1 protein-coding gene is annotated in these 341 nt (G+C 36.1%); it reads left to right on the forward strand.

Going from position 1 to position 341, the window contains the following annotated elements; all coding sequences use genetic code 11:
• Positions 1–13: 13 nt before the first annotated feature.
• The coding region (locus tag EII42_RS12560; RefSeq protein WP_148098073.1) for a TSUP family transporter at positions 14–341 on the forward strand (328 nt) is incomplete at its 3' end.

Here is a 341-nt window from a genome sequence, read left to right on the forward strand (position 1 = left end):
AAAAGGAGTCGTGATGAGTTTACAGCTACTTATGATTTTGGTGTTATGCGGCATGTTAACTAACTTGATGTCCGCTATATTCGGTATTGGTGGTGGTGTGCTGATGGTGCCGATTCTCTATACGCTTTTTCCTAATTTCCCTTTACAGATGGTTGCCGCAACATCTTTAACTATTGTTATTGGGTCTGCCCTGATTAATCTCACTTATTTTTATAAACAGAAAATTCAGATTAACATTAAGTCAATGTTGTTATGGTCATTAGGGATGCTAATCGGTGTACAACTTGGCTTTGAGGCAAGTTTTTATCTCAATGATAATTTTATTATTGCTGTATTTGTGA

Origin of the sequence: Tessaracoccus sp. OH4464_COT-324 (genome assembly GCF_003932855.1) — a bacterium.
Lineage (GTDB): Bacteria > Actinomycetota > Actinomycetes > Propionibacteriales > Propionibacteriaceae > Arachnia.